Raw genomic sequence first — 19,789 nt, 5'->3', positions numbered from 1 at the left:
CGGTATCGGACTTCACGTTCGCTGCATGCGCAAGAGCCATGCCCTCCGCGGACAGGCCTCGAAATCGCCGTGTTTGGGCCATGGAGGTCGGTTCGGCACCCTTGTTTCACAGACTCGGGGGCCATGGAGGGTCCAGAAATCGATCCACTTTTTGCTCGCCGGAGCCATGGCAACGGGCCACGGAAATGTTTCACGATGTGGGGGGTTCGCGTACCCTTCAAAATCAGCCGGATTTTGCGGACTCGCGACACTCTGGGGGAGGTGCAATGCATCCCCTTCGGATCCATGGAAAGCCATGGCTTTTCCATGGCAAGAGCCATCGGGTTCGAGTGGCTCTCGGGCCATGGCTTCCGGGTACTCCCGAGAGCCGGCGGAGCGCCCCCCGAGAGCCCGGCCGAGGATGCGCCGAGAAGTGGGGGGCTCGGGCCCGCGCCGCCCAGCATCCGCGCCGTAATACGTAATACGTGCTGATGTAATTTGAATTATGTATAGAACGCCGCCTCGGGCTTCGATTCCTCTTGGCCCACCGGCGCCAGTTGCGCGAAAACAGCTACACACGCCCCGCCAGGGAGGGGGCCCCCGAGTGGGCGGCCGAGGGATGTGCCGGCCGCCTGTATAGTTAGCTACATGACTATGTGGCTATATGGCTATACGTATAGTCGGCTATATATATAGAACTCGACGGCGACCTCGATTTTCCCTTGTCTCGCGTCCCCCACGGGCGGGAGAATTGGATCCACGCAACGGCGCCCCTTCGTGCGCCATGGGAGGGCGGACATGTCCATCGGTGAGTCCCGCAGCCCGGACGGCAACATCACGGCGACCTTGTCGATCCCACGGGGCGTCCTCCAGCTCGTCGCGCCCCCGCCCGAAACCCTCTCGCAATGCAACGTCGAGGCGGTGACCGGCATCCCGCGGCGCGTCTTCCTGGAGGCCATCCGCGCCCCGGACTTCCCGGTCCCCGTCGCGCGGCTCGGGAAGCTTCGGATCGTCAATCGCGTTGCGTTCGTCGCGTGGCTCGAAGAAAACGCGCGCAAGCAGAGCGCCACCCCTTCCTCCCCATCGGCCACGAATGACGCCGCGCCCACCGACGACACCGCGCCCGCGGAGCACGCGGACGACATTCTCGGCGCCGTCGGCCTACAACCGCGCCCGGCCAGTCCGAGCCGCGCGCGAGCGACGAACCGCCGTGCTCGGCGCGTCTGACAACCGTCCGGCCCCCGCGGGTTGTACGGTCGCCTTTGCCTTCTCGCCTCTGCGGCCCGTAGACGGGCCATACCCCCCCCTCCCGCGCCATCCGTTGCTTGACACGTGCCGCGATGCCGTCATGGCCCCGGGGGGCACGACGGGGAGTTTCTCTCGCGTCTCCCATGGCTCCGCGGGAAGGAGCCCGAATCGCAGGGCACGGCCGCTCGGCTGTTCCCTGGATGGTCACTGATTGGAGGAGTTGGAACATGCCCAGGTTAGCCACGGGGAACGTTTACGAGCGGCGCGGCAAGTGGTTCGCGCGGCTCACCATCGGAACGAAGAAGCGGCAAAGCTTCATGCTCGAAACATGCAAGGACGAGCGGAGCGCCGTCGCGCGTCAAGCCATCCTGGCGGAGCTGGCCGCGAAGCTCCGCACGCGACGACATCGCGCCGGACATCATCAAGCGCGCCGCGGTGCGTGACGGGAAGGCATTGGACGAGGTGCGCAAGGCCGTTGACATGATCGCATCGGGGCAGGTGGTGCAGAAGAACCTGACGCCGACGATCGAGCAAATCGGCAAGCGGTGGACGAGCGGCGAGCTGGCGGATCTCTATCCCGATCGAGTCAAGCGACGACGAAGTGCAGAAACCAACCGATACGTGCTCGACAAGTACGTCTATCCGATGGTCGGGGACGTGGCGATCGACAAGTTCACGCTCGACCACGCGGAAGCCGTTATGCGGAGCCTGCCACCGAGGCTCTCGCCAAATTCGCGCCGTTCCGTCGCGCAGCTCGTGTACCGGATCTGCTCGCTGGCGGTCCTTCCACTGCGCCATATCGCCGTGCATCCGCTCCCGCGTGGATTCGTGCCGCGGTACCAAGCAGGAAAAGCGAAGGGGTGGCTTTATCCCGATGAGGATGCGATGTTGCTGGGCTGTACGCAGGTTCCGCTGGAATGGCGCCTGTTCTACGGATTCCTTCATCGTGAAGGGATGCGCCGCTCGGAAGCCCTGAACACGAGGTGGACTGAGATCAACCTGGACCTCGGGGCGATCGTGCTCGATGTGAATAAGACGGATGAGCCCCGTGCGTGGGCACTGTCGCCTGGGGTCGTCGCGGCGTTGCGCGCCTGGCGAGACCACTGCGCGGCGAGAGGCGTGCGCGTGTCGGGGGACGCGCACGTCTTCGTGTATGACGAAGGAAGCCAGAAGGGACAGCGGCTCACCACGAGCGACACTGCCGGCCGGTTCCGTCGACATCTGGAGTTGGCGGGCATTCGCCGGCCGGAGTTGTTCGCGCGGACGGAGACGAGGACCCGGATCCGGCTTCACGACGCGCGGGCCACGTTCGTCACGCTGGCGCTCGCGAACGGACGAACGGAGGCGTGGGTGCAGGACCGAACGGGGCACAAGTCAAGCGACATGATCAACCGCTACCGACGTGCCGCACGCACGGCGGCCGAGCTCGGGCTTGACCTGTGCCGTCCGCTCCATGAGGCGATCCCCGAGTTCGCGCCCAGGGGCCCACGTCCGATCGAGGTGACGAACGGGGAGCGGGGCCGCACGAAGGAAAGGGCGGCGGAAAGGGCACCACGCTCGCGGCGAGGGCCCCCCCTGTCCGTGGAAATCCAGCCAAGATCCGCGGGGTTGGCGACCCCGGGTCAGGATGATCCGAACTGTTCCCCGAGGCGAGCTCGCTTCGCGATCTCGCAGAGCGCCGAACGGTTCGGCGCTCTAGTTAGCGATGTCGACAGCCCTGCGGTTGTCGGCCGGGACGCGGTCGATCAGCAGCTGGCGCGGGTCGATGCACACTTCGGAAGGCTTTTCCGCCACGGTGAGCGTGAAGCGCGTTTCGCCGGCAGGCAGCATGCGTTGCGCCGCAGGGAGCAGGCGCCCGCCTGCGAAGACGGCGATGTCGATCGGCTCGTCGTAGACGCGGGCCGTCTCCTTGCCGTAGCCATCCGCTTCCGTCTTCGCCAGGCGCACCGTGACGCTCACGTCCCAGCGGCCGTCCGCGCGCGGGCTGGCTTCGGCGGCGAGCACGCGGTTGTCGTAGAAGACGATGCGTTCGAACAGGTCCGTCACCAGATCCTGCTTGCTGGCGGGCGTCTCCGCGCGGAGGTAGCCAAGCAGGTCGCGGCTCGTCGTGTAGGGTGTTGTCTGGTAGCGTTTGTCGTCGAGGAAGCGCCGAAGGGCGCGGTTCACGGCCGCCTCACCGATCTCTTCACGCAGGCGGTAGAAGACGAGGCTGGCCTTGCGGTACTGCAGATAGGTCTGGCTCTCGTTGCGGATCAGGGGCTGCTCCTCGGCGCCTTCGGCGGTGCGGCCACGCAGGTATTCGTCGAGGTCGAAGCGCAGGATGCGGCGCACCGTCTCGGCGCCGTAATGCTTTTCGACGGCCATCAGGGCCGAGTATTCGGCCAGCGATTCTGTCACCAGCCCGCCACCCTGGACGTTGGCGGCAATAGCCTGGTCACCCCACCACTGATGCGCTAGTTCGTGGGCCGTGACGTAGAACACGTGGTCGGCTGCGGCCGGGTCGCGCAGGTCGCTGATGAAACCGAGCGATTCGGAGAAGGGCGTCAGCGTCGGGAAGGCGCGCGCATAGCTCTGGTAGAGCGGGGTCTCGACGATGCGCACCTGCTTGTAGGGATAGGGACCAAAATGGGCCGTGTAGTAATCGAGCGCGCCCTTCGCGCCCGCGATCATGCGGTCGATGTTGTAGGCGTGTTTGATGTCGTAGTAGACCTCGATGGGCAGACCGTTCCACTGGTCGCGCTTGACTTCCCAGCGCGCCGACTGATAGCCGAAGAAGGGCAGGATCGGCCGGTCCATCTTGTAGTGGAAGTAGCGGCGGCCATCCTTCTCCCAGCTGTTCACGAGGGAGCCGGGCGCCAGCGCGGTCTGGTCCGCGCTGGTCGAGACAGTGGTCTCGAAGTCGATGAAATCGGCATCGATGCCGAACAGCTTCCAGTAGTTCTTGGACTGGGCCTGGCCATCTTCCAGCTTGGGCATGCGGTGCGCCTCGCCCAGGCCGCGCGCCTTGCGGGCCTGGGCGTCGTCGATTTCGAGCGACTGGTTGTAGCCGAACTTGGGGAAGTAATCCTCGAACGCGAACAGGGTGCCGTTGTCGTTCACAGGATCGGGCATGCCGTCGTTCGTGAAGCCGTGCCTGCGCACCTCCACCGTGAAATCGAGGGCAATGCTGGCGCCAGGCGAAAGCGGCTGGTCGAGCTGCCAGTCCTGCACGCCGTAGCGCCTGTCGTCGCGTACCAGGCGGCCTGCGGGCAGCTTGTCGAAATGGGTCGTGGCACGCAGATCGTTTTGGATACGCAGGACAACAAGCGGCGCCTGCGTCTTGTTCTGCAGGACGTAGTGGCCATGGATGCGCAGCGCGTGCTCGGACGGGAAGATGTCCACCTCGGCCCTTATGCCCGTCAGGCTGGGGAGAGGCAGGTCCATGTCCTTGCGGTAGGCTTTCTCGTAGCCGGCGCGGAAGTCGAGCAGGGCTTCGCTGGACTGGTAATCGTTGAGGATATTCGTGTTGTAGTAGATCCAGCCGCCCGCCGCTGCAAAGCCGGACAGGCAGAGCGCGAGTGCGGCGCCGGCGCGGCCACGCAGGGCCGCTGCGGCAGCCTTCACCCGTTCGCGCCAGCGCGGGGCCGTGCCGCGCACCCAAAAGCCCTGGGCCGCGACCAGCATGGCTGCCGAAAGCAGGCCCCAGTACAGCACGAACCACGCCCAACCCGCGATATAGTGGCCGTAACCGTTCATGTCCGAATAGCGCAGCGTCGGCAGGGATGCGAAGTTCGACAGATGGTGCTCGATACGCAGGCCGCGCAGCACCGGGCCGGATGCGAGCACCGCGATGCCAAGCGCGTAGCCGAGGAATTTGTTCCCTGCTACGACCTGCAGGGCCAGCAGCGCCATCGCCATCAGCACGAAGTAGGCCGAGGAGATCAGCGTGCCCTTCGCATACAGGATAACGTCGACGGGCGCGCCGCCAACCACGAGCTGGATACCCACGGCCGCCACCACGCCAGCGAGCAGGAAGGCCAGCACAATCGCCACCAGCGCGCCGCACTTGGCGAGCAGCGGCGCCCAGTTCGGCACGGGCAGGGCGTCGGCCAGGCCGTCGATGCGGGCCTGCCTGTCCTTGTAGACCAATTCCCCGCTAAAGAAGAGCAGCACGATGACGAGCATCTCATTGAGGCCGCCCGCGAGTTCTTCGAGCATCAGGCGTGTGAGCGGGTACGGCGTGCTGTCGAAGCGCATGCCGCCGATTGTGTAGTTGGCGAAGAAGTTCGCCAGTGCCAGCAGGAGCATGACGAGGAAGGGCAGGCTGCGCAGGACGGCGCGCACATCGGCGCGCAGCAGGCGGGCCGTTTGATGCCAAGCCGTCGCCGCACCGAATAGTGGTTCCATGCGGCGCAGCGGCGTGGATGGCGCCGCGCTGGCCGCCACTTCCCGTACGGCCCGGCGCTTGCGCCAGCCACGCCCGGTTCCGACCCGCAGGGGCTTGAATAGCACCAGCGTCGTGCCGAACATGCCAAGGGCGAGCATGGTCCACAAGGCACGATTCATCAGCAGCGCGCCACTCAGTTCGGGCAGACGCACATTCATGTCGGCGCTCGTGAAATAGCGCGTGGCCTGGGCCAGCACCCGCACACCGAAGGGATCGAGCAGCACGGCCAACACGGCGCTATCGGCGCGCCCGCCGAGGAAGCCAGCAATCGACCACAGGGCGACGAAGCCGAGCACGCCGACATAGACCATCATCATCGAGCGCGTCGTCGCGGCCAGTAGCGTCAGCAGCGCCGACACGAAGAGCAGGTTCGGCACGACATAGACAAAGAAGCCCCAGGCATAAGACTTCAGCGAGAAAGGCCCGATGCGCGCGGGATCGATGCCAGGCATGCGCGAGCCGATCATCATGGCCACCGTGATCAGCCCGAATACCAGCAGGCAGGTCGCGAAGCCTGCCAGGAAGCGGCCTAGCAGGTAGTCGAACTTGCGCATCGGCGTGGCGAACAGCAGGTCGGCCATGCCCACCTCGCTGTCGCGCAGGATGGCGCCAGCCAGGAAGACGGTCACGAGGAACATCGCGATGATGCTCAACACGCCGAGCTGGTTGACGATGACGACGGGCGCATTCATGTGCGCATTGCCGATCGCCCCGCCGATGCGGAAGCTGTCGCTGCTGGCGGACAGGAAGGAGATCAGCACGAGCGGCAGGGTGCTGATCCAGAGCAGGGGCTGGCGCAGGTGGTAGCGCAGATCGAAGGCGAAAAAGCTCTTCCACATGATCCGCACCTCAGGCTGCCGCGCGCAGCTGCAGGAAGTAGACGTCTTCCAGGCCCGGCTCGACCTGGGAGAAGCCCGCATGGGGCTGGGCTTCCGCGAAGATGTTGATCTGCGGCTTACCACCCACCAGGCGCGAAGACAGGACCGTGAAGCGCTGCTGGAAGTCCGGCAGGTCCGCATCGCTGACGGCGCCGCGCCAGATGCGGCCCTTGAGCGTGGCGATAGCCGCCTGCGGCTCGCCTTCTACCAGCACCCGGCCCTTGCCGATGATGGCCATGCGCGCGCACAGGTCGGTCACGTCTTCCACGATATGCGTGGACAGGATCACGATGACTTTCTCGCCGATGCGCGCCAGCAGATTGAGAAGGCGGTTGCGCTCGTCCGGATCCAGGCCCGCCGTCGGCTCATCGACGATCACGAGGCGCGGCGCGCCGAGCAGGGCCTGGGCGATGCCGAAGCGCTGGCGCATACCGCCCGAGTAGCTGGCCACAGCCCGCTTGCGTGCTTCCCACAGATTGGTCTGGTGGAGCAGGGCTTGCACGGCTTCTTTACGCTCGCCACGCCGGGTCAGCCCCTTGAGGACGGCGAAGTGGTCCAGCAGTTCCAGCGCACTGACCTTGGGATAGACCCCGAAATCCTGAGGCAGATAACCCAGCCGGCGGCGCAGGGCCAGAGGAGCGCGCAGCACATCCACACCATCCAAGTGGATGCTGCCGCTGTCGGGCGTCTGCAGCGTGGCGATGGTGCGCATCAGCGAGGACTTGCCCGCGCCATTCGGGCCGAGCAGGCCAAACAGGCCGGTGGGGATGTCGAGGCTGACGTCATTCGTGGCGTGGACGCCGTTGTCATAGGTCTTGTGCAGATGGCGGAGCAAGAGCATGGCAGTTTCCTTGGAGTGGAACGCAAGGAAGAGGCTAGAGGGCAGGGCGACAGCAGGCCAGCGCTCAGATACGAAAGCGCGGCCGGCCGTGACGAACGGCGCAAATCAAGGATGAGCGGTGAGCGTCAGTCCATCAATTGCAGGAGAAGTGCAAGCTCAGCGGGACGACGCCGTGGTCGCGTCGGCGCACAGGGCAAACAAACCTGCTGCCGAAGGGCGAGCACCGGCAGGTCCGGAAAGAACTCGAAGCGCGCACGACGCCGGAACTCCCGCCTCCGACGTCGAAGTAACCCCCCGGCGTGGCGTTGTCCTGATGAGGCGGCGACGCAGCAGCCGCGATGCGGGACCCTGCATCTCGCTTTGATGCCACGCCGCATCTCTGGAAGATCCGGGAGCTTGGGCTGCGTAATAGGCGATGTGGATCGCGGCTTTCTGATAGGCAGGCTCCGCGCGCATGAGATCGAGGAGGAGCTGCTCGCCGCGTTCATCGTGCGCGACAGCGCCCGCGGCAACGAAGGTGGACCTCGCCGAGCGAGGCGGCGGAAGTGGAGGGAGCCAATCCGAGAGCCGGCGTCCGCGGAAGCGCTCGCGTCGCACTCCTCGCAGTCGCGATCGTCGAATACCGCGTCCTCAGGGTACATCTCGTACCGCGCCCATCTGTAGTTGTCCGGGCATGGCGCGTCGGCCCCTTCACGAACGACACACTGAAGCCATCCCGGCCCGGGATCACTGACGCAATACCGCGTGCCAGCGTCGTTCGGCGCGCAGGCGTCATCATCCGTGTTGTTCATGCACGCGAGGCCCGCGAGCTTCCACTCCCTCGTCGTTCCGATCAATGCCATCCACCGTCACACGCGCGCCAGCGTGAGAGACGATCACCTCGACCCATGAACCGTGCTCGCGCGCCACCTCGTGCGCTTCGAAGAAGCGCTTGCGCTCCGCCCGCTCCGCGGGAGTCGTGGAGGGGGCTCGATGGATCGCGTTGAGCAAGAGCTCTGCCCCATCCTCGGGCCTGCCGCCCTCGACCAGCACGAGCCCGAGGCGTCCCCCGATGACCGGATCGTGCCGGACGTTGAACGCCTGGCGGTAGGCCCTGGCAGCCTCACGCAAGTGCCCCGCGGCGCGCTCGCGGTCCCCGAGCTGCGCGAAGGCCTGAAACCGCAGCTCCACGTCCGCCTCGGGGCTCTCGTCGGTGGTGCTGGGGAGGCTCTGCGCCCGCGCCGCGGGCGACGCAAGAAGCGAAATCGAACCGCACACGATCGCACGCATGGGCCAGGATCTTTATCACACGCGGAGGCTCGGATCCTAGAACAACGTGTTCCCGGACGAACCCTCGGGGTCCGCGGACAAACCGCTCTTAGGGACGCCTTGTTTGTCGCTGTCGACGCGGGGACGCCGCGGCGTGTGCCGCTGCATTTTCGGCGTGGGCGGCGCTATGACGGGCACGGGCACGAATGCACCAGCGTGATCGAACGAGGGCACCGGCTTCGCGACATGCGCGACGTCCGCGGCGGAGGCTGCCACGACGCGCGCCACACCCGTGGCCACCGCGTGCAGCTCGCTGTCGGGTTTGCGCGGCGAGAGCGCGAGCGACGCGAACAACATGGCCATGAGGAAGGCCCAGAGGTGCCCGAGCAAGTGAACGCAGTCGGAGAGCAGCGCGAGCAGGGGAGACGGGGCTGTGAAGAGAGTGTTGCCGAACCGAGCCCGGAGGGACTCCCGCGCGCGCGAGAGCGCCATCTTCGCTGCGTCCTCGGAGATCCCGAGCGCCACGCCAGCCTCCTCGTGCGACCGCTCTTCGACGCAGACCATCCAGAGCACCGCAGCTTGCGAGGGGGGCATGTCGTGCAGAGCGGCCGTCACCTTCTCCAGGGCCTGCTTCAGCTCCGCCGCGCGCTCGGGCGAGACGTCCGGCGCCTCGGCCGTGTCGACGTGCCCGTCGTCGGGTTCAAATACCTCCTGGTGACGTTTGGTGTCGCGGTGCGCCTCACCCATCACGTTCCGCGTGATCGTCACGAGCCACGGCTTCATGCCGTCAGGGTGCGGCGTGTAATCCGGGAGCTTGCGGACGGCATTCGTGTATACCCGCTGCACCTTGTCGTCCGCGGACTCGCGCGTGTACGTCTCGTCGCTCTCGACGATGCGCTTGATCTCGAGCCGTAGGCCAAGGAGCTGGGCGAGCCAACGGAGGGTGGGCGGCTTGGAAGAGGGTCCCATGACCAAAACAATGTGCGGCGAGGCAAGAGGTAACGGAAAATCGACACGCCCCTGCGTTTGGCCGGCCGAGCGGTGACCTGACATCCGTTGGCCGGGCGCCGCTCGACGACTCGTTAGAGAGAAGCCGCGATCCCGGCGAGGATGAGATCGATGCCGGCGAGGAACTCGGCGAGGTCGTCGTGCTCGCGCAGTTGGGCAGCGACTGTCCGGGTGAACGGATACTCGTGGGCGTCGAGCTCCTTCCACCGGGCCGACTGCGTCTCGAGAAACTCAGCGCGGTCCACGGACGGCTCGAGCAGGCGGCCGTTCGCGGCATTCTGGACGCTCACGCAGATGATGTAGCTCAGAAGCGCCGACGCCGACGTGAACTGGGCGCCGCCTGGAACCCCCAGCGCTTGGACTTGGCGCCCGATGCGCTCGAAGATCCGCAGCGTCGCGGTCTCCCACGGAGCGCGGGAGAGCTGCACGCCCACCCACGGATGCGCATCGATCGCTTCGAACACGCCGACGGCGATCCTGCGGATCGCTTCGTGCGGCGTAGCGGAGGCGAGGACTTCGCCCATCGCGCGGGCGACGACGGCGTCGCTGGCGGCGAGGAGCAGCTCGCTCTTGTTCGCGATGTGCCAGTAGATCGCGCCGGGTCCCGTCGAAAGCCGCGTGGCGAGCGCGCGGAAGGTCAACCCGTTCTCGCCCTCGTCATCGAGCAGCTCGATGGCCGCGTCGACGATCCGCTCGCGTGAGAGCGCATCCTCACGTCGTTCCGACCCGCGCGTTGCCTTTGCCATGGCCCCATCTTGACAGGTCTGGAACGGCGTTCCACGTTGGGTTCTGGAACGGCGTTCCAGAGGCCGATGGCGGCGTCGCCGAGAGGTCTCCAGGTCGAAAGGAAGCACGATGACTCCCATCACCATCATTGGCGCCGGCCCCGGCGGGCTGACGCTCGCTCGCGTGCTGCACGTCCACGGCATCGCCGCTACCGTCTACGAGGCCGATGCGTCTGCGGATGCGCGCACGCAGGGCGGAATGCTCGACATCCATGACTACAACGGACAACTCGCGCTGAAGGCGGCCGGACTGTTCGACGAATTCCGCCGAATCATCCATGAAGGCGGCGAGGCCACGCGGGTGCTCGACCCGCACGGCACGGTCCTTTTCGACCAGCCCGACGACGGCAGCGGCGGTCGCCCCGAGGTGCATCGTGGCGATCTCCGGCGCATCCTGCTCGACTCGCTCCCTCACGGCACCGTCCAGTGGGGCCGCAAGCTCACGGCCATTCACCCGCTCGGCGACGAGCAGCACGCGCTGACGTTCGCGGACGGGTCGACCGTGACCACGAGCCTTGTGGTCGGTGCGGACGGCGCCTGGTCGAGGATCCGGCCGCTGCTGTCCGACGTGAAGCCCGCCTACGTCGGCACCTCGTTCATCGAGACGTACCTGCTCGACGCCGACGCGCGCCACCCGGCCAGCGCCAAGGTTGTCGGAGGCGGGTCCCTGCTCGCGCTCGCGCCCGGCAAGGGCATCGTCGCCCACCGCGAGACCAACGGCGTCCTGCACATCTACGTCGCGCTCACCAAGCCGCAGGAGTGGATCGCGGGCATCGACTTCGCCGACCCGAAGGCGGCGAAGGCTCGCGTCGCGGCGGAGTTCGACGGCTGGGCGCCGGAGCTCACCGCGCTGATCAGCGACGGCGAGACAGACCCCGTCCCCCGGAGGATCCATGCGCTCCCGGCCGGACATCGGTGGGCGCGCGTGCCCGGCGTGACGCTTCTCGGCGATGCCGCGCATCTGATGCCGCCCGACGGTGAGGGCGCCAATCTCGCGATGTACGACGGCGCCGAGCTCGGCAAGGCCATTGCCGCGCACCGAGGCGACCTCGAAGCCGCGCTCGTCGAGTACGAGGAAACCATGTTCGTCCGGAGCGCGAAGGCCGCCGCCGAGGCCGCGCGGACCTTCGAGCTCTGCTTCGACGACGACAACGCCCCGCACGGGCTGATCGACTTCTTGACCGGCGGCTCGGCACCGACCTCGTCTGCGCTGTCTCGAGCGGAGCAGTCCTGATTCACGAGTGGAGTTGCACCCGGGAATCGAGACGCACCGACCCGCGCACGACCCTTCTAGCTGTGCTCGTGCAAGGCGAAGTCACAGCGGCAGCAGTATTGATCGCTTGCGACGAACCGCAAACACGAAGGGTTCGCCGTCGATGCACTCGAGCGGAGTGCGTGGCGTCTCGTCGGTTGCATCCATCGGTCCTCTCGTCGGCTCGCTCATCTCCGGGATGGGGAGGCCAGGACGACCGTAACGCCTCGCCCTGCCGCGTCTTGACCGGTACCCGCGGACGTGCGGGACTGTATATGTCGTCAGCCCCCTCGAATGTACCGACGGTCCGCGTAAAAAACGCTCATCCCCAGCGCAAGACCCGATTGGCCGGTGTGTACGGCGGCGGCGAGAGCGGCATTCGTCCGATGAGCTCGCTCCCTTCGAGCAGGAGCGCGAGCTCGCTCGTCGTGAGCACGAGCGGACCATCCCCAGGCCGCGCCCACGGCGCTGCGAATCGGCCCTTTGCCAGCCGCTTCGAGAAGAGGCAAAGCCCCGTGCCGTCCCAGAACAACACCTTGCACCGCTGGCGGCTGCGACTCACGAAGAGGAATATCTCACCCGACATCACGTCGCGGCGAAGGCCCTGCGCGACGAGCGCCGTGAGCGTATCGAATGATTTCCGCATGTCGACGGGCTCTCGATACGCGTAGACCCTGACCTGCCGCGTCGAGCCGATCACGAAAGCCTCCGCAACAGTTCGGCGAGCGCGTCGAGGTCGAGTCCCTCGACGCGCAGGCCGGAGCGGTGCTGCACGACGATAGGCCCGCGAACCTCGGCGGCCAGGGCCTCGATGATTTCTACGGGCGAGAAACCAGCCATGGGCAGCTGCGGCGACACGCCGCCCTTGGCCCAGCCGTACAAGGTCCGCCAGTGCAGGCCGATCTCGGGTCCGATCTCCGCAATCGTCGCCCCCTCATCACGCCGCGGCCAGAAGTATTCGATCGCTTGCCGACGCACGCGCTCGGGATACGCCTTCCCCCGTCCTCGCCCCTCGTTCCGCTCGATCTCTGCACGAATCGCCGCCGCTCGCTGATGGTTCCGCATCGGATGCTCCCTTCGGGGCACCAGCGTCGAAGGAGCGAGCCGTCGGTGTCAGGACGGGGGTGGGCGAGGTGGTACGGGACGGCTCGAGGATACCATTGGCAAGGCGCGCGCGGGAGCGCGCCCGACCCGGAAAGGCCACAGGATGCTTGACGCCGCTTTCGTTTTGCAGTCCCGTTTTGGGGTCTGGCCATGCCCCACAGCCCGGGATTCGGTCGCGTCGCGCTCGGTTGCCTGCTCCTCGTCGCCGGCTGCAGCGGCGGCTTGCAGGAGATGCTGCGGGAGCTCGACGGGGAGCCCGCGCCGCGGCCGCGCCCGGCGCTGTCCACGGCCGGCCCCGAGGCGGCCGCATCGAAGCTCCCCGCCTCCCCGGCGACGGAAAAGCCCCCGGCGCCCCCGCCCCTCGAGCCCATCCCCGAGCGGCTCGGCACGCCCGCATCCAGCCGTGCCAAGAAGCCCATCTGGAGCATGGCCAGCGAGAGCTACGCGCCCCAGCCGACGGATCGCCACGCCCTTTTCGTCGCCTCGAGCGGGCCGCTCCAGGGCGAGCAGGTCGGCCTCATCTGCAGGCTTGGCATCAATACGAAGAACCATGGGGATTTCGACGGGGAGGCAGATCTCTCGGTCGACGTCTCGATCACGCAGGGCAAGGAGGTCGTGCGATGCCGCGCCGGCGGCCCCGAGGACACCATGGAGATGTGGTTCTCCGTGCCGCTCGTGACGCTGGAGAAGGGCGCCAAGGTGCGCGTGACCTCGATCGACCGGGATCTGGTGTTCGACGACGGCATCGAGAGAGTCGCGGCCACGTTCAATGGCAGCTATCCCCTCACCGCAAAAGGGCGCGTCAGCCAGCTCGAGTGCCGCCCGCTCGGGCGGGAGCTCGTCGAGCGGCACCTCGAGCAGCCACGCAATGTCGCGGACAAGGCCCTCGCGACCATGGAAGCCGTCCGGCCGGACCTCTCCGAGCGCTATTTCGGCCTCGGTATGGGGGGGGACAGCGGCGCGTGGAGCGCTCGCTCGGCCATCGAGAACCTGGCGGGCCTCGTGGGATGGGACGATCCGCGGGTCGAGCGCCGGGTCGAGCGCCTCGCGGCGCAGGAAAAGCGCATCAAAGACGAGCTCGGCGCGGCGGTGGAAGCGATGCGCGGAAAGCTGGAAGCCCCCGCGGACGGTCCCACGCCAATGGCGGACGGCGGCATCGCCGTGCGCGTGACCTCGTATGCGTGCGGGCCCGACGTGGCCAAGAAGTACCGAAAGCACGTCGCGTTCAAGACGCGCGACGAGTTCAAGGAGCGGCCCTGCGTGCTCGGCTTCGACGTCGTCAATCACACCGGCGCGCCCCTTGAGGTGGACGAGTTCCAGGGCCGAATCGGCCCGCTGAAAAACCTGAAGATGATCTCGTCGGCGGGGGCCCAGTTCGATGTCCAGCTCTTCGGCGAGGTCCGCGAAGGCAAGATCCGCCCCGTCGGCTTCGATCATCGCCCCGTCGTGCCGAATGGAGCGACCATCCGCCTCCTCGCCCAGCCCGTCGGCAAGGCGGATCCCGCGGCCTTCGCGTCCCCTCTCCTGCTGCGAGGATTGCACGGTGGGCGCCGGACGGGCAAACCGCGCGAATGGACGAGCCTCTCTGGGGGCGCGATCGCGCTGCGGGTGACGGATCTGACCTGCACCGAGAAGGGCTGCGTGCTTCGGGCGGCGCTCCGCCGGTCCGGCAGCGCGCGCCTCGCAATCAACTCGTTTTTCCGCCGGATCGAGCCGCCCCTGTGGCTCCGGCTGCTCGACCCTTCGGCCTTCCCGGCGCCGAAGCCCGGAAAGGACAAGGGCGGCTACGTGCGGCCCCTCGAGGACCGCGTCAAAGGGCCGTACTTCGAGCCCTTCGCGACGTTCGAGCGAAACGTCGTTCGACCGTTCGAGAAGGACATCGAGCTCGCCCCCGGACAGACCGTGGAGCTCGCGTTTGCCATGAAAGGCGAGCCGCTGCCCGGCGGCATGGACCTCGACAAGCTGGTCCTCGACACCTCGTTCGACGAGGTGCCCTCGTTCCTCCGCGTCGAGCCCGCCCCGGCGCCCCAGCCTTGAGGCGCCTCAGCGCCGGTCCGGCGCCGTGGGGCTCCGAGGACTCGTCACGGCCGCAGGCGCGCCCTCGAACACCGCCTTCCAGAGATCGAGGCGGTCCTTCAGCGGATCGGGCCCGAAGACCACGCCGTCGTTCGTGAAATTCAGCACGTCGCGTCGTTCGGGGTCGTACGTTCGCCACGCGGGGCACCCTGGGCTGTTCGGATTGCCGGTCTTCGCGAAAGCGACCCAGTAGCTGCTCATCGTCCGCGCCATCGCCCAATCCGCGTAGGTCGTCTGGTCCCCCGTGGCCGCGGAGGGCGCATCGAGCGCAAAGGCAACGTCGGTGGTATGGGTGGCGCCTGGGGCCTGACCCCGGTGCGATTCCGCTACGTAGGAAAACCGGTAGAAATAGGCAGGTTGCCCGGCCCGGACCATCGCTTCCGCCAGGTGACGCGAAGGCTCGACCATCACCCGGTCGGCATGGACGTTTGGGACGAGCGCGGAGAGCTCGGCGTTCCCGTCGGGATCGTACAATGTCCGCGCCCGCGCGGAGAGCGGACCGAAGATGCTGAACAGCTCCTTTTTGGTCCGCGCCGATCCGGTGGCAAGGTCGTGAGCGGTGGCGCCCGAAATCACCGGGATCTTCGCTTGCCGACCGGCGCGTATCGCCGCCTCGGGGGATTCGACGACGAGGCGACCGTCGCGTATCGCGCCCGCGACGCCGGGCACCTGGGGACCTCCCGACAATTCCCAGAGGACCGCATTGCTATCGCTGGCCGCGACCAGCTTTTCGGCAGGGAGCGAGCGGAGCGCCGCGAGCGCCGCCGCATCCGCGCCGACGATGCCCAAGGCCTTTGCGTAATCGACGGCGATCTTTTCCGCCGCCGGGATCTCCCGGAGGGGCATCGCCGCGGCGCGCGCGGTCGGGAGGCCGGCCGAGTGCAGGATGGCCCGGTGGAAAAGGCCACGCGACATCGGCGAGGTCATCTGGACGAGGACGGAGCCGCCGCCGGCGGACTGGCCGAAAATCGTCACCTTGTTCGGATCTCCGCCGAATGCAGCGATGTTCCGCTGCACCCACCGGAGCGCCGCGATCTGATCCATGTAGCCATAGTTGCCACGCGGCTCGTTCGGCGCCTCGCGCGCGAGCGCCGGGTGCGCGAAGAACCCGAGCCGGCCGAGGCGATAATTGAGGGTCACGAGCACGACGCCCTGCCGCGCGAGGCCCGCGCCTGGATAAAGCGAAGCGCCTCCCCGGACGAGGGCGCCGCCGTGAATCCAGACCATGACGGGCAAGGCTTTTTCCGTGCGCGCCGTCGGACGGAAGACATTCAGATAAAGGCAATCCTCCGAGATGTTCGCCACATCGTCGGTCTGCATGCAGTTCGGCCGGAACGCCGAGGCTTCGAGGATGCCTTTCCAGGGTTTCACCGGCTCTGGCGCCCGCCAGCGGAGCGCGCCGACTGGCGGCGCGGCGAAAGGAATGCCTTTCCAGACCTGGACCTCGCCCTCCGTCTTGCCGTGGACGGCTCCACCGTCGATCCGGATCACCATCGGGTCGGCCGCCGCCGTCCGTGGGGCGTGGAAGCCGCAAAAGAGACCGATTGCCGCGATGATGGAAGAAACCCGCCGCATACCAGATCCCCCCGCGCAAGGCCGCCGGAGACGTGTTGCCGAGCGGATTCATGTTTCCGCGGCCTTGCCCCCGCAAGCCCTCGTCCCACGGCCGGCTTTCGCCCCTGGGGTCAGCGTGCCCCGTAATGATACACGCCGCTCGGCGTCGCGAGGTTCGTCGCGGCGACCCACGCATCCTTCGTCGAGAAATCGACCACCAGGGATTGCACCTCGAGCCCCTCGAGCTCGAGATCCTGGAAGGTTCGCCCTGCGTCCTCGGAGCGCCAGATCCCTTCGCCCCAGGTCCCGACCCATACACGCCGGCCATCGTGCGGATCCACTGCGATTACACGAATGTCGCGCATCGGCGGCTTTCGCTCTTCGAGGCGCCCGTCCGCCTCGCTCACGAAGAGCCGCGAGGACATGATCCCGCCTTGCACGAGGTAATAGGAGCCTCCGCCCGCGTACACCGAGGGAGCCTGGAGCCCGGTGGGCCCGCGATCCTTGAAATGCCGTCCGCCGTCCTCGCTCACGAAGACGTTCGAGCCCACCGCGACGACGCGTGATCCATCGGTGGCGACGCCGGTGATCGATGTGCCGTCGAGCACCTTGCTCTGATGGCCGTCACGCGCCACGCGCACGAGCCCGCGGGAGCCAACGACGAAAAACGCGTCGTCGAGCGCGGCGCCCTCGGGCATCCGCGCGGAGGCGTCCCACCCGAGCGGGACTTTTTCGAGGGACGCTCCATCGTAGCCCCACGCGAATTGGCCCTCGACGTCGACGAACCACGCGCGATGCGCCCCCGCGCCGATCACGTGCACGGGGCCCGCGATGTCGGGCACCGGGACGAACCTGCCCTCTTTGCCGAGCGAAAGGACGTCTCTGTGGCCCACGGCGAGCAGCGGCCCGTGCTCGGGACGTACCAGCGCGGCATTGTTCCATTCGTCGGTCCCGGCGATACGTTGCCACGCGCCATAACGCGGAGACACGAGGCGGACGACGGACAGGGCGAGGAGCGAAATGTGCAGGAGCGCCATGGTCGCGACGACGCCGCGCCGCACCTTCGGCTGTGTGGATGAGGGCAGGAGCTCTCCGAGCGCCGTCACGTCGAGGAGGAGGCCCAGCACCGCAAGGAGGACGGTCGCCGCGTACATCCCGTTCGCAAAGGCGATGGGCGGGAAGACGAGGAGGAACACCGCCCACGCGGCGACCTTCACCAGGCGAACGAAATTCACGACCGAGAGCACGAACGACTTCTAGCAGTTCGCGCGTGCGCAGCGGACGAGAAAGTAGGTCTTTTTACGGGCCCTCGACCGGCGCGGGCGAGGGCGCCTCTTTGCGGCGGTCCACGAGGAGCGGATAGATGATTTTCGAGGTCTGCTCGCCACGCGCGGGGCAATTCGCCAGGCGCGGGGGGCGGAAGAACGGGGGGCCTTTGCTGGGCGGCGGCGGTGGCTCTTCAGGGCAGACGACGTCGCTGCCGACCTCGAACGGCTCGAAGGTCGTCGTCCCGAGCACGGTGGCGAAGCAGGCGTCGATGCTCGGATCGGCGTGTGTCGGGAGGTCTTCGCGATTGCCGGTCACAGCCTCGATCGTCCCGCGCTCAGGGACGATGCGGGCGAGCATGTGCACGGCTTCCCCCGGGCGCACGCAGGCGCAGGCCGCGTCGTAGAGCGGGTTCATGAATCGACCGCCGTATTCGGCTGGCAGTCGGAGCACGCTCGCGCCGATCTCGTGAGGCGTCCAGTGGAAGGGGCAGTCGGCGGTCGAGACCGGCGCGCGGGGCGTTACGGGCGGAGGCGGATCTTCGGTCGGGGCGGGCGCCGAGGAGGGCGCGGGCGGCGGCTCGACGGGCGGGCGCGTCGGGCTGCAGGCGAGCCCGAGCGCCGGGAGCACCATCGAAACGGCGCAGGCGAGAACACGAACCATGGGAGAGGGAGTCCACGGGGCGCGCGGAGTTCCCGAGCCAGGGAGGTGTGGTAAAGCTCGGGCGTGACCTCGTTCATTCTGCGGCCGGCGCGCGCCGAAGACATCCCCGTGCTCGGGGCCATCGAGCGCGCCGCGGACGAGCGTTTTCGGGAGACGGCTCATGCGTCGTTCCTCGACGGGGAGACCATTCCGCTCGACGTGGCCAAGCGGGCCGTGGAGGCCGGGCGAATCACCGTCGCCGAGGTGGACGGCGAGGTCGTTGGTTGGCTCCTCGTCACCCGGCTCGGCGCGGAGCTCTGCCTCGGTCAGGTGAGCGTGCTCCCGTCGCATGGGCGTCTCGGCATTGGGACGGCGCTCTTGCGCGATTCGATCGCCCGGGCGCGCGCGGCGGGCGAGCGGACCCTCGTGCTGAACACGCAATCGGATGTCGCCTGGAACATGCCCTGGTATGCGCGTCACGGGTTCGTCGTGGTCCCGCCGGAAGAATGGTCCCCGGAGATGCGTGTGGTGACCGAGGCGCAACGTGAACACGGCATCGACTGGCATTCCCGCGTTCACATGCGTCTCGTACTCGCTTGAGGCGCGAAGTGGTTGTTCATCCAGGCGACGCCGAAGCTCACGAGGTCCGCGGCTTCGAGGAGCTCGCTCCGCGCCCGGCCCACGGTCCCTTGGCGCGCGCGGCCCGTGTCCAGATACTCTCGCAAGATGAGCGCGAAATAATCCTCGCCGGGCCATACGACGATCCCATCGCTGTCGTCCAGGCAATCGACATGGCGGATCTCGGGCGCCGAGATCCCGACGATGCGACGGTGTCGACGTACCCGGCGTTTGTCCGGCAGATCGACGAGATACTCGGCCCAGTGCAGCACGGTCGTCGTATTGAAATCGGCGCCGAGGCGGAGCACGCGCCCGCCGAGCTCACATAGTTTTTCGAGCGGCGAGCCGGGACCGAAGTAATCGTGCCACGGCGGATCACGGAGGAGCTCGGCGGCCCGCGCGCCACGAGCGCCGAATCGCCCCTCGGGATGGTCCGTCACGATCGTACCGGGGCGCTGGCGGAGCGCTTCGGCGAGGTAACCGACGTCCGGATCCGCGGGCGTACGCAGGCTGTCGAAGGGCTCGGCGTTTTCCAGATGCGCGGCGCGTTCGTGCTCGGGGAGCTCGTTCACCCAGGCCCAGTCGTCGCGCGCGCCGAGGACCATCATCAAGGTTCCGGTCTTGCCGACGGCCTCGTCGAGGGCGTCGAGGACGCCACGCGCGCCGCCTTCGACAGCGCCGATGATGCGAAGCGAAGCGTGGATCATCAATGTGTTGCCCGCGCGGACGCCGAGCTGTCTCAGGTCGCGCACGAGGTCGGTGGGGCTCTTGGGCGGGGTCGTCGGGTACATGGGCAGCGTCGTGGTGGGAGCGTAGAGGACGGGCCTGCGCAACCGAGAGCACATTCTTGACGCTTGCCGGAAA

At 67.4% G+C, this 19,789-nt stretch carries 16 protein-coding genes and 1 pseudogene; 6 read left to right on the top strand and 11 right to left on the bottom strand.

Translation table 11 applies throughout. The features are described from left to right. Nucleotides 1–777 precede the first annotated feature (777 nt). From KEG38_RS34040 to KEG38_RS56130, 3 genes and pseudogenes are all read left to right on the top strand, one after another. On the top strand, nucleotides 778–1,206 hold the full coding sequence (locus KEG38_RS34040; RefSeq protein WP_272424360.1) for a hypothetical protein: 429 nt from the start codon (nucleotides 778–780) through the stop codon (nucleotides 1,204–1,206). 248 nt (nucleotides 1,207–1,454) lie between these two features. Next, complete coding sequence (locus tag KEG38_RS34035) at nucleotides 1,455–1,670, top strand: hypothetical protein (protein ID WP_272424359.1); 216 nt, start codon at nucleotides 1,455–1,457, stop codon at nucleotides 1,668–1,670. 37 nt (nucleotides 1,671–1,707) lie between these two features. Continuing rightward, nucleotides 1,708–2,625, top strand: a pseudogene (locus KEG38_RS56130) (tyrosine-type recombinase/integrase); the annotation flags it as partial. 297 nt (nucleotides 2,626–2,922) lie between these two features. Here the strand turns inward: KEG38_RS56130 and KEG38_RS34030 are convergent. The 5 genes from KEG38_RS34030 to KEG38_RS34010 form a co-directional block, all read right to left on the bottom strand. Then, a complete protein-coding gene (locus tag KEG38_RS34030; protein ID WP_272424357.1) occupies nucleotides 2,923–6,492 on the bottom strand; it encodes a M1 family aminopeptidase in 3,570 nt (1,189 codons plus the stop codon). Nucleotides 6,493–6,502: 10 nt separating this feature from the next. After that, the gene (locus tag KEG38_RS34025; RefSeq protein WP_272424356.1) at nucleotides 6,503–7,372 is read right to left on the bottom strand and encodes an ABC transporter ATP-binding protein; all 870 of its coding nucleotides are present in this window, start codon (nucleotides 7,370–7,372) and stop codon (nucleotides 6,503–6,505) included. 774 nt (nucleotides 7,373–8,146) lie between these two features. Further along, nucleotides 8,147–8,641 carry a hypothetical protein gene (locus KEG38_RS34020; RefSeq protein ID WP_272424354.1) on the bottom strand — a complete coding sequence of 165 codons (495 nt, stop codon included), beginning with the start codon at nucleotides 8,639–8,641 and terminating at the stop codon, nucleotides 8,147–8,149. A gap of 36 nt (nucleotides 8,642–8,677) precedes the next feature. Then, a complete protein-coding gene (locus tag KEG38_RS34015) occupies nucleotides 8,678–9,589 on the bottom strand; it encodes an RNA polymerase sigma factor (RefSeq protein WP_272424353.1) in 912 nt (303 codons plus the stop codon). Nucleotides 9,590–9,702: 113 nt separating this feature from the next. Continuing rightward, the gene (locus KEG38_RS34010) at nucleotides 9,703–10,374 is read right to left on the bottom strand and encodes a TetR/AcrR family transcriptional regulator (protein WP_272424352.1); all 672 of its coding nucleotides are present in this window, start codon (nucleotides 10,372–10,374) and stop codon (nucleotides 9,703–9,705) included. Nucleotides 10,375–10,483: 109 nt separating this feature from the next. Between KEG38_RS34010 and KEG38_RS34005 the strand changes: the two genes are divergently transcribed. Next, complete coding sequence (locus tag KEG38_RS34005) at nucleotides 10,484–11,647, top strand: FAD-dependent oxidoreductase (protein WP_272424350.1); 1,164 nt, start codon at nucleotides 10,484–10,486, stop codon at nucleotides 11,645–11,647. A gap of 340 nt (nucleotides 11,648–11,987) precedes the next feature. Here KEG38_RS34005 and tnpB read toward each other — a convergent pair whose 3' ends face one another. Together tnpB and KEG38_RS55740 are read right to left on the bottom strand one after the other, a co-directional pair. Beyond that, nucleotides 11,988–12,365, bottom strand: coding sequence for an IS66 family insertion sequence element accessory protein TnpB (tnpB, locus tag KEG38_RS34000; protein WP_272424348.1), 378 nt, complete (start codon nucleotides 12,363–12,365; stop codon nucleotides 11,988–11,990). Next, nucleotides 12,362–12,643 (bottom strand): helix-turn-helix domain-containing protein, encoded by a 282-nt coding sequence (locus KEG38_RS55740; RefSeq protein WP_272424346.1) that lies wholly within the window; start codon nucleotides 12,641–12,643, stop codon nucleotides 12,362–12,364. Before KEG38_RS55740 ends, tnpB begins: the two co-directional genes overlap by 4 nt. Before the next feature lie 276 nt (nucleotides 12,644–12,919). Between KEG38_RS55740 and KEG38_RS33990 the strand changes: the two genes are divergently transcribed. Then, a complete protein-coding gene (locus KEG38_RS33990) occupies nucleotides 12,920–14,806 on the top strand; it encodes a hypothetical protein (protein ID WP_272424344.1) in 1,887 nt (628 codons plus the stop codon). Nucleotides 14,807–14,812: 6 nt separating this feature from the next. Here KEG38_RS33990 and KEG38_RS33985 read toward each other — a convergent pair whose 3' ends face one another. The 3 genes from KEG38_RS33985 to KEG38_RS33975 form a co-directional block, all read right to left on the bottom strand. Beyond that, nucleotides 14,813–16,420 carry a carboxylesterase/lipase family protein gene (locus tag KEG38_RS33985; RefSeq protein ID WP_272424342.1) on the bottom strand — a complete coding sequence of 536 codons (1,608 nt, stop codon included), beginning with the start codon at nucleotides 16,418–16,420 and terminating at the stop codon, nucleotides 14,813–14,815. A gap of 110 nt (nucleotides 16,421–16,530) precedes the next feature. Then, nucleotides 16,531–17,646 (bottom strand): WD40/YVTN/BNR-like repeat-containing protein, encoded by a 1,116-nt coding sequence (locus KEG38_RS33980; protein ID WP_272424341.1) that lies wholly within the window; start codon nucleotides 17,644–17,646, stop codon nucleotides 16,531–16,533. Nucleotides 17,647–17,698: 52 nt separating this feature from the next. Then, nucleotides 17,699–18,328 (bottom strand): hypothetical protein, encoded by a 630-nt coding sequence (locus KEG38_RS33975; RefSeq protein ID WP_272424339.1) that lies wholly within the window; start codon nucleotides 18,326–18,328, stop codon nucleotides 17,699–17,701. A 63-nt stretch (nucleotides 18,329–18,391) separates the two neighbouring features. On the opposite strand from KEG38_RS33975, the gene KEG38_RS33970 reads away from it, so the two are divergent. Beyond that, entirely contained in the window at nucleotides 18,392–18,907 is a 516-nt protein-coding gene (locus KEG38_RS33970; protein ID WP_272424338.1) for a GNAT family N-acetyltransferase, read from the top strand. Here the strand turns inward: KEG38_RS33970 and KEG38_RS33965 are convergent. Next, nucleotides 18,883–19,758 (bottom strand): AAC(3) family N-acetyltransferase, encoded by an 876-nt coding sequence (locus tag KEG38_RS33965; RefSeq protein ID WP_272424337.1) that lies wholly within the window; start codon nucleotides 19,756–19,758, stop codon nucleotides 18,883–18,885. The genes KEG38_RS33970 and KEG38_RS33965 overlap by 25 nt on opposite strands. Nucleotides 19,759–19,789: the final 31 nt, after the last annotated feature.

This window comes from Polyangium jinanense, from assembly GCF_028435265.1.
In the GTDB taxonomy this organism is placed as follows: Bacteria; Myxococcota_A; Polyangia; order Polyangiales; family Polyangiaceae; genus Polyangium; species Polyangium jinanense.
Note: the sequence above shows the minus strand (reverse complement) of the source record. Positions and strands in the feature narration are given on the sequence as shown.